At 39.7% G+C, this 9,145-nt stretch carries 9 protein-coding genes; 3 read left to right on the top strand and 6 right to left on the bottom strand.

The genetic code is table 11. From position 1 onward, the window contains the following. Positions 1-119: 119 nt before the first annotated feature. Positions 120-563 carry a hypothetical protein gene (locus CDG77_RS32115; RefSeq protein ID WP_094333255.1) on the top strand — a complete coding sequence of 148 codons (444 nt, stop codon included), beginning with the start codon at positions 120-122 and terminating at the stop codon, positions 561-563. Between the two features lie 167 nt (positions 564-730). On the opposite strand, the gene CDG77_RS32120 is transcribed toward CDG77_RS32115, so the two are convergent. The 3 genes from CDG77_RS32120 to CDG77_RS32130 form a co-directional block, all read right to left on the bottom strand. Then, positions 731-1,570 carry a GNAT family N-acetyltransferase gene (locus CDG77_RS32120; RefSeq protein ID WP_094333256.1) on the bottom strand — a complete coding sequence of 280 codons (840 nt, stop codon included), beginning with the start codon at positions 1,568-1,570 and terminating at the stop codon, positions 731-733. Positions 1,571-1,766: 196 nt separating this feature from the next. Then, a complete protein-coding gene (locus CDG77_RS32125; RefSeq protein ID WP_094333262.1) occupies positions 1,767-2,549 on the bottom strand; it encodes an ABC transporter ATP-binding protein in 783 nt (260 codons plus the stop codon). Between the two features lie 167 nt (positions 2,550-2,716). Further along, complete coding sequence (locus tag CDG77_RS32130) at positions 2,717-3,559, bottom strand: methyltransferase domain-containing protein (protein WP_094333257.1); 843 nt, start codon at positions 3,557-3,559, stop codon at positions 2,717-2,719. Positions 3,560-3,825: 266 nt separating this feature from the next. On the opposite strand from CDG77_RS32130, the gene CDG77_RS32135 reads away from it, so the two are divergent. Together CDG77_RS32135 and CDG77_RS32140 are read left to right on the top strand one after the other, a co-directional pair. After that, on the top strand, positions 3,826-5,160 hold the full coding sequence (locus tag CDG77_RS32135; RefSeq protein ID WP_094333258.1) for a TrkH family potassium uptake protein: 1,335 nt from the start codon (positions 3,826-3,828) through the stop codon (positions 5,158-5,160). A gap of 156 nt (positions 5,161-5,316) precedes the next feature. Beyond that, entirely contained in the window at positions 5,317-6,012 is a 696-nt protein-coding gene (locus CDG77_RS32140) for a potassium channel family protein (RefSeq protein WP_094333259.1), read from the top strand. 200 nt (positions 6,013-6,212) lie between these two features. Here CDG77_RS32140 and CDG77_RS32145 read toward each other — a convergent pair whose 3' ends face one another. The 3 genes from CDG77_RS32145 to queA all read right to left on the bottom strand — a co-directional run. Then, positions 6,213-7,379 carry a tetratricopeptide repeat protein gene (locus CDG77_RS32145; RefSeq protein ID WP_094333263.1) on the bottom strand — a complete coding sequence of 389 codons (1,167 nt, stop codon included), beginning with the start codon at positions 7,377-7,379 and terminating at the stop codon, positions 6,213-6,215. A gap of 178 nt (positions 7,380-7,557) precedes the next feature. After that, positions 7,558-8,178 (bottom strand): serine O-acetyltransferase, encoded by a 621-nt coding sequence (locus CDG77_RS32150; RefSeq protein ID WP_094333260.1) that lies wholly within the window; start codon positions 8,176-8,178, stop codon positions 7,558-7,560. Positions 8,179-8,405: 227 nt separating this feature from the next. Beyond that, the coding region (gene queA / locus CDG77_RS32155) for a tRNA preQ1(34) S-adenosylmethionine ribosyltransferase-isomerase QueA (RefSeq protein WP_094333261.1) at positions 8,406-9,145 on the bottom strand (740 nt) is incomplete at its 5' end.

The following is a 9,145-nucleotide window of genomic DNA, read 5'->3' on the forward strand; positions in this document are numbered from 1 at the left end:
TGGTGCGTTACGAACTGCGTTCTAACACACCCTACAATACCTAATTTTGTTCAAAAATCAAATATGATTCCTATAGCATTTGTACGTGTAAATATAAACAACTTTAGTCAAGATATGATATGTCACTATCAAAGCCCAATAAATACTCTCCAAAGTTAACAGAGGTTACTCTTAATATAAGTAAATTAGAGTGTAATTATTATATATGGGAAATACCCAAAACAAAAAAATTAGCAGGTTTAATTGTATTTAGTGGTAAGTACTTATATGGCTCGGCTGGCAGTGATGATGGACTTTTTATTAAATGGAGGATTAATGAGTTTTGTGAGCTAAATTTCCCACATCAAATCAGTGGATTAGTTGTTGACTTTAGAAGCTTAGATTATCAATGGGGTGATGATCTTGATGTTTATCCTCAAAAAATAAGAGGATTGGGGCAACCAGTTAGAATAGTCGTTACTCCAGAAAGGTATGAAGCATTTAAAGGCGTATTAGATGAGCAAGAATTGTATACATATATAGAAGTTGCTTTTGCTCAAATAGTAGAAGCATTAAAATGTTAATACTGCTTAGTAAGCATTAATAGTTTTTTTTAGGAAATTTTAATAACGAAAAATTTTGGTCTAGTTTCCCCATTAATGAATCGGTGTTTTAGGGGATGGAGGTGCGATCGCAGTTTACATAAGCTGCTATAGAAAGTAATTTAATTGGAGCAATCGCTTTACTATGCTTACTCATTCGAGGTGAATGAGTATTCGTGCCAATCGCAAATGGGGCGATACCCAATCGCTTGATAAATATGATTGGCTGTGGGATTGGCTAAATCTGCTATGAGGAAACAATCGCGGCATCCCTGGTCTAGCAGTTTTTGGCTTAACGCTGCGACACAGGCAGTGGCATATCCTTTGCGACGATACTCTGGTGGTGTATAAGCTAAATTGATCCGACCAATTGTAGGTAACACTTGTTTACAAGACGCAACTGAAACTGGAGTGCTATCAACCCAAAAATAAGTATTCTGCTGTTTCAAGCGATTATCTACTTGGTGTTGGACATCTTGGCTCACCGCCTCATCTATCTCAGAAAAAAATGCAGAAAGCCACTCGATCAAAAGAGAGCGATCGCCTTCAGTTGCCAGTCTAAGATATCCTCTGGCCTTTGAGACTCTTTGCACTGCCGTTAATTGGTAAATTTTCATTAACACCGACTGTTGATAGAATTGTCCTGTCAGCGTTTGCCAAGTCTGCGAGAATATTTCTACCTCTTGAGCCAGTCCCATGCTTCCTGGCAGTTGCTCTTGATGCAAATCTTGAGCAATCAACCGCAAAGCATCCATATTCTGGGCTTTGGATAGGATCAATTTTTGGGGTGGGGTGCGGATGGCAACAGCCAGAATCTCGCCACTTGTTTGGACAATTGCTAAATAAGGCTTACCCAGATAACGTTCTGGGTTATGTAACAAGGTATGCGAAACACTGAGCAAAACATTATTTTCTACCTGATGCTGGAGTAAGTAAGCCTGAGTGCAGTGCCAGAATTCCTGAATGTTGTCGAATCGATGTAGTTGCATGATTTGCCTGACTCACGAACTAAGTAAAGAGTTGTGCTATCTAGAACCTTCTTAATTTCTTGTGTAGCTACAATTCTATCTGTGATGCAGCATTCCAACATCCATCAGCACTACATCAGGCTGGAGTGGGTAAATTTGGCTGACTTGCATAGAAGCAGTAAAAAGGTGTCAAACTCTAGTCATAAAAGTTATTGAGTTATGCTGACACAGCAGAAATTGCACAAACTTGTAAACCAACAGGTGTTTGAATAATCACGGATTCCACACCAAAGACTTGGGCGATCGCACTTGGTGTCAGAACTTCTTCAGGTTTACCAACTTCCCAAAGATGACCTTGTTTTAATAAAGCAATGCGAGAACTATATCGTGCCGCTAGATTCAGTTCGTGTAGAACGGTAACAATAGTTAATTCCTGCTGTTGATTCAGATTTTTCAGTAGTTCTAATAGTTGTAATTGATAGTTTATATCTAAGAAAGTTGTAGGTTCATCTAATAGTAAAACTTTTGGTTCTTGCGCTAGTGCTAAAGCTAAAAAAGCACGCTGTCTTTCCCCACCTGAAAGTTCTTCAACTAAGCGATCGCTCAATTTTTCTAGTTGCGTCTTTTTAATTGCAGCCTCCACTTTAACCCAATCTTGGGAGTTTAATTCCCACTGCCACCAAGATTGATGTGGCGTGCGTCCTAAACTTACTAATTGTCGTACTGTTAAGCCGACGGGAACCGTTTGTTGTTGCGGTAAGAATGCTAGTTTTTGTGCAACTAGATTTGGGGGTTGAGAGTGAATTGCTTTGCCATCAAGTAGCACTGTTCCCTGCTGTGGGGAGAGAATACGACTCAGCAATTTGAGTAAAGTAGATTTACCTGAACCATTAGCACCAACTAAACTTAACCATTCTCCTGTTTGCAGTGTGAGATTAATGTCTTGAATAATCGGGACTGTAGTGTAACCGCCTGTGAGGTTTTGCAGTTCGAGTGGCATTTGCTGAAATTTAACAAGAAAAAACTTAATTTTATAAACTTTGCGATCGCTAAACTCTCCGATGGTACTTGCTGCGATCGCTCCAAATCCCCTATAAAGTCGATGATGCAATCTAAGAACATCTACTTCAATGCTCCTAGATTACATCTTTTTCCTGAAGTGGAATTCTACTTATTGCCGCACAGTAAGCCAAACCGAATTAACCCACGCTGATAACCGCGACGCATTAATCCCAGTGATAATGCCCCTTGGATGGTAGTCCAACCAGCATTTAGTAAGCCCCAAAGCGCTTGGGGAGTGAATGCCGAATCAATCACCACATTCCAAAAGGGGGCGACAGCAGTTGACCAATCAGCAGTGCGAATATTATGTAATGGTAGTTGATGTGCGATCGCTTCATACTCTGGCAAAGAAATCACATAAGGCAAACAATACACCCGATAAATATCCTGCAAGTCTTTTTCTTCATCCGCCGTTAGTGGCGATCGATCAATTGGTCGATGACACCAAGTCACCATAATTAACTTGCCACCAGGCTTCAATACTCGATAGCACTCCTGAAGAAACTTCTTCTTATCTGGCATGTGTTCGCCACTTTCCAGCGACCAAACTAAGTCAAAAGAATCATCAGCAAAGGGCATTGCTTGAGCGTTTGCGACTTGGAACTGTGTTCTCAGACTTAAATTAGCCTCCAACGCGCGTTCCGTGGCTCTGGTGGCTTGCACAGGACTCAATGTAATCCCTGTAGCCTTAGCATTAAACTTTTGTGCGAGGTATAAAGAACTGCCGCCAATGCCACAACCCACATCTAGGATATTTTCGGCTGCTTGTACCCCTGCCCAATTGAGCAATTCTTCGATTAAATCAATTTGAGCCTGACGGCGGTCTTTTTTCTGCGTACCATCAGCGCCGTAATAGCCGTGGTGCATGTGTTCGCCCCATATCTGTTCCCACAGACTAGACGAAGCATCGTAAAATTGCTGAATTTGCTGGTAAAGTGTTGCACTCATGAAAAAAGCAGTGTTAAGACAAAGCCGAATTTAAAAAAACATACAGATAGGCTACCATGTATGTTTTTAATTAAATAAGGGTATTTTTGCTTGTAGAGAAGGTCAACCATGATGTATCATTCTTGGAAAAATTTCTCAGTTTTACCTTAATAAACCTTCTCTACTCAAAATTATACCAACTCTCCAACAAATATACATATACAAGAGATATAAACCCAGATTAAATCTAACTTTTTTAACTACGAATTACTAATTAAGAATTAATTATGACTGTTGCTCGGACAATTTGTTTAGGATTTCTGGCTGTCATCGCTGTAGGTACTATCCTGTTGATGATGCCTTTTTCAACTAGCAATGGTGCATGGAATAACCTAATTGTAGCACTATTCACCTCTACATCCGCAGTTTGTGTCACAGGTTTATCAGTAGTTGATCCTGGTACTTATTTTTCATTTTGGGGCCAATTTTTTATCGCATTATTAGCTCAGATTGGCGGGTTGGGCTACATGACAACTACAACATTTCTGATTTTGCTCATTGGTCGGAGGTTTGATATGCGGCAAAAAATAGCTATTCAACAAGCTTTAGACCGACCGGGAATGAGTGGTAGTACCCAAGTTATCCGTTCAATTATTGCCACAACTTTAATTTTTGAAATTACAGGCACATTCTTACTTCTGCCAGCTTTTGTTCCTGAGTATGGATGGAGTAAAGGACTTTGGTTAGCCATTTTTCATAGTATCAATGCTTGGAATAATGCTGGTTTTAGTTTATTCAAAGATAACTTAATTGGGTATCAGTCATCTTTCTTAGTAGTCTTTACCATCACAATGTTAATTATCTTTGGGGGCATTGGTTATCAGGTAATTTTGGAAATGTACCTTTGGTTGCGCGATCGCATGTTCAAAAAAATCCAAAACCAAATGTTTTCTTTAGATTTTAAAGTTGCAACTAGCACAACATTGATATTATTAATCCTAGGGACATTTGCCTTTTTTTGTATAGAGATCAGAAATCCAGAAACATTTGGTCATCTAAATTTACGCGATCAAATACTACTAGCTTGGTTTCAATCAGTTACTCCCAGAACTGCTGGTTTTAACACCATCGATATTGGTAAAATGACCACTGCTGGTCTATTTATTACGATCGCACTAATGTTTATTGGTGCAAGTCCAGGTGGTACAGGAGGAGGAATGAAAACAACCACTCTCAGAGTCTTAACCAGTTGTACTAAAACGATTCTCCAGGGAAAAGAAGAAGTCTTATTGTACGATCGCAAGATAGCAATATCTTTAATTTTGAAAGCTGTCGGTGTATTGGTAGCTTCGGTAACAACCGTAATTTTAGCTACTATCTTAATCAGCCTCACAGATCCAACATTAGATTTTATTCAAATTTTGTTTGAAGTCGTATCAGCCTTCGCTACCGTGGGACTTTCTACAGGTATTACAGGAAGTATCACTACAACAGCAAAGCTCATCTTAATTATGACTATGTACATTGGACGAGTAGGTGTTTTACTACTGATGTCCGCAATACTAGGAGATCCACGCCCTACCAGAATTCATTATCCTGAAGAAAATCTCCTAGTGGGATAGTTAGGCAATCAAGAATGGGGGAAGAATAATTCTTGACAACTCACTAATGACTACACTGATAAAATATACATTGGAAGGCAAAAAATAAAATTTTAATTCAAGCGGGATAACCGTTTTTTGCCCTAAATACAGGGAGCAATAATAAGGATAGCAACGGTGAATCTTTCATCATTAAGTTTTTTTCGCAGTTTACGTAAAGATAACCAGCAATTTGCTGTAGTTGGGTTGGGTCGTTTTGGTAGATCGGTCTGTTCTACACTGCATAATTTCGGTTATCAAGTCCTGGCAACAGATATTGATGAAAAACGAGTTTCAGAAGCATTAACTGAGGGAATAGTTGGTCATGCTTTGCAACTAGATTCTACAGAACCAGCCGCACTCAAAGAAGCTGGAATTTTTGAATTTGATACTGTAATTGTAGCGATTGGCAACTACGTTCAGGAAAGTATTATAACCACCCTAAATGTCAAGGAGGCTGGCGTACCCCATGTAGTTGCTAAAGCTTCTAGTGAAGTTCATCGCAAACTGTTGCGGCGAGTAGGAGCAGATCATGTTGTTTTTCCTGAGTATGAAGCGGGTTGCGCCCTAGCACGTACACTTACCAAACCAGCAATCTTAGATCGGTTTGACTTAGATCCAGATAACAGTATTGTAGAGTTAATTGTGCCTGATGAATTTCACGGCAAAACAATCACTGAACTTCAACTTCGTAACCGCTATGGTTTAAATTTGCTAGCAGTGAGCCAGGATGGTAAATTTCAAATTAATCCTGACCCTACCAAGCGTTTAGAGCGTGGTTCAGCAATGGTAGTTATTGGCTGCAATAAAGATATCAATCGTTTGCCGATTTAAAAAAGTAGAATAGCACAGCTGTTTGCCCCTACGGAAAATCTATACATATTAAGATTTTCGTGAAATTGTATTAGCAATTGAAAGTTAGGAGTTAGCAGTAATTAACTATCAAGGAAAATAAAAGCACCAGTCTTCAGAATTTATGCTGAATTCTGAAGACTGGCGGATGACTTCTTCTTTTATTCCTAACTCTGAGTTTTTTATTGTCCGGGACTTGTTGAAGTAGGCTGTGCTTCAACTGAGACAGGGACATTGCTAGGGTTAGCTGGAGTTTCTGGTTGATTTGGCGTTTGTGGCTCAGGTGTTTGTACTACATTACTTGTTTGATCTGGAGTCGGAGAGGGAGTAGCTGTTTGACTGGCTTGAGGTTGCTGTTGCCCACTTTTCTGAGCAATTTGCTGCATTAGTTGTTCTATTTTCTCAGCTTGCTCAATATTCCCTTGCTCGCGATACTCGTTATGGGCGCGTTTCAATACTCCATTAGCTTTCTTGATGTCACCTTGATTATATAAAGTAACCCCCAAATTATAGTAAGCTGAGGCGTTTTTAGGATTTAGGCGAATAGCTTGCCGATAAACAGAAATAGCCTCAGAAGCTTGACCTTGAATTGCTAGCAAATTTGCCATATTGTTATAGGCTGTGGCATTTTGAGGATCTAGCTGCAAGGCTTGGCGATAAGTGGCGATCGCAAGCTCTGTTTGACCTTGTTGTTGTAAAGCGATCGCTAAGTTAAAATAGGCGTTGGCATTGCTGCTATCTAAATTAATTGCTTGCTGGTATGCTGCGATCGCTTCTGGTAGCTGTCCTTGTTCATACAGCACCAAACCCAGATTATACAGCGCTGCTACTCTTGTAGGATCTATCACAAGACTCTGCCGATAAGCCATAATCGCTGCTTCTTTTTGTCCTTGTCGGTGCAAAACTAACCCTAAGTTGTAATAAGCTTCGCTCGAATTTGGGTTAACTTTAATCGCTTCTGTATATTCTTGTAAAGCCACATCCAGGCGATTTTGCTCCATGAATATATTACCCAGATAATTCCGCGCTGCCCCAATGCTAGGATCTCGCAGCAACGCTTGACGAAAAGCATATTCCGCACCCTGTAAATCTTTGCGGTTATAGCGCGTGACTCCCTGCTGGAAAAAGCTAGCTGCTTCAAGATCTTGAGAAATTGCGGTTTCTGCGAGCAGTTTACTTCCTGGAAAATTAGTAATTATCGGTGCAGCTAAAACCAAAAACGCAGATAAAGCAAACAGAAGTGTGAACAACGGCTTTTTCTGAACGGAGTTTTGGTGAAATAACCAGTGTAACCATTGATGAGTTTGACTTTCTTTAGACAGGAATGACATGGATGTACTTATGCTCATATCTTTATAAGTCAGAATACCCACCACAGCATGAAAAATTACAAATCAAAAAATTAATAATTCCTCATTCCGGGAGCTTCAGACTTTTGTAAAAGTGCCCCTGTCCTTGTTAAGTTGCTCTGTATACCTTTAATTATTGCAATATTCTACAAGTTTTATAATCTGCTAATAAACAAGTTTAAATCAACTGCTCTTTTACTTTCACGCCATCTTTCCTGATTATATAAGCTGGAATACCGACAACAACACAATTATTAGGAACACTTTTGACTACGACTGCATTCGCTCCTACTGTGACGTTATCATTGAGAGTTACCTTACCAATGACCTTGGCTCCTGCATTTATCGTTACATTGTTGCCTATTGTAGGACGTTCCATTTTACTGCTATATCCTATTGTAACCTGTTGATTAATCCAGCAATTTTCACCAATGCTTTCTGCTGAAACTATAGTACTAAACCCATGTTGAATAAATAGCCCAGAACCAATATTATCGCAATATAAAAATAGGCTGGGACTTTCTTTGTAAAAAATTTTTATAATATGCATTGGTATTAATGCAATAAAGTTACCTTTTTTAATCCTGTAATAGTAAAGAGTTCTAAATTCTGGATATTTATCAAGGAAATAGAGCATGTTAACCCAGTCAGGACTATCAATTAGCCCAAAATTTTTTGCCCATCGTCTTACATCTGCAAGAATCACTTCTTTCTTTGTACTAACGATAAACAATATGAGCATTGGAGCATTGATTACCTGTCTCAGAGTTTTAACAAATTTAATTGTGAAATCACGCATAAAATCACTCGTTTTGAATATTACAATTCTCTAAAAGAGGTAAAAGTTGCTAAACATCAGCAACTCTAAAATAATATGAAATAGAATATACCGATTTCGGTAATTTCATTTTTCTCGTTTACCAAAGTTTATTGCTTTTCATGGCACTTTAAACCACAGAAGCATTTTTAGCAAAAGCATAAATTATGGCATTAAAGGGATTAAAACTTCAGCGAACCTTATTGCCCTCACGCCTGACTTAAGACTGTAATGGCTTCCGGCAAAATTAGCATAGCATCACCAAAGGAATAGAAACGATACCCTGAAGCGATCGCTTCGTTGTATATATTCAATAACCGTTGTCTGCCAATTAGCGCACTTACCAACATCAGCAAACTGGAACGCGGTAGGTGAAAATTGGTAATTAAACCATCCACCGCCCGCCATTGGTAGCCTGGATAAATAAACAAGTCTGTTTTACCGCAAAATGGTTGTAAATTCCCAGATTGAGCCGCCCCTTCCAAAGCTCGTACTGCTGTTGTTCCCACAGCAATAATCCGACCGCCATCTGCTTTAGTCGCTCGGATTTGCTCTACTGTGGTTGCAGGGACTTCAATCCATTCTTCATGCATCTGGTGGGTAGTTACGTCTTCCACCTCCACAGGGCGAAAAGTGCCGACACCAACGTGTAGCGTTACAAAAGCTTGATTGATTTTGCGATCGCGCAACTTTTGTAATAATTCTGGGGTAAAGTGTAATCCTGCCGTTGGAGCGGCGATCGCTCCTGGCTGTTTGGCATAAACTGTCTGATACTGCTCATCAGCAGCCGACGAGGTAGTGATGTATGGTGGTAGCGGTACTTCACCAAATACGTCTAACAGTTGCACTAAAGGCTTTCCCTCTGGCACATCAAATTGCAATAAACGTCCGCCAGTTGCTGCGTCTGTTTCTAAAACCGTAGCGGTAAGTTGGGGACTGGGGACTGGGG

The organism is Nostoc sp. 'Peltigera membranacea cyanobiont' 213 (genome assembly GCF_002245975.1).
GTDB lineage: Bacteria > Cyanobacteriota > Cyanobacteriia > Cyanobacteriales > Nostocaceae > Nostoc.

Coding starts and splice junctions, on each gene's coding strand:
- CDG77_RS32115 (WP_094333255.1), top strand. CDS start 120: ATGTCACTATCAAAGCCCAATAAATACTCTCCAAAGTTAACAGAGGTT.
- CDG77_RS32150 (WP_094333260.1), bottom strand. CDS start 8,178: ATGCGTGATTTCACAATTAAATTTGTTAAAACTCTGAGACAGGTAATC.
- CDG77_RS32125 (WP_094333262.1), bottom strand. CDS start 2,549: ATGCCACTCGAACTGCAAAACCTCACAGGCGGTTACACTACAGTCCCG.
- CDG77_RS32135 (WP_094333258.1), top strand. CDS start 3,826: ATGACTGTTGCTCGGACAATTTGTTTAGGATTTCTGGCTGTCATCGCT.
- CDG77_RS32145 (WP_094333263.1), bottom strand. CDS start 7,379: ATGAGCATAAGTACATCCATGTCATTCCTGTCTAAAGAAAGTCAAACT.
- CDG77_RS32120 (WP_094333256.1), bottom strand. CDS start 1,570: ATGCAACTACATCGATTCGACAACATTCAGGAATTCTGGCACTGCACT.
- CDG77_RS32130 (WP_094333257.1), bottom strand. CDS start 3,559: ATGAGTGCAACACTTTACCAGCAAATTCAGCAATTTTACGATGCTTCG.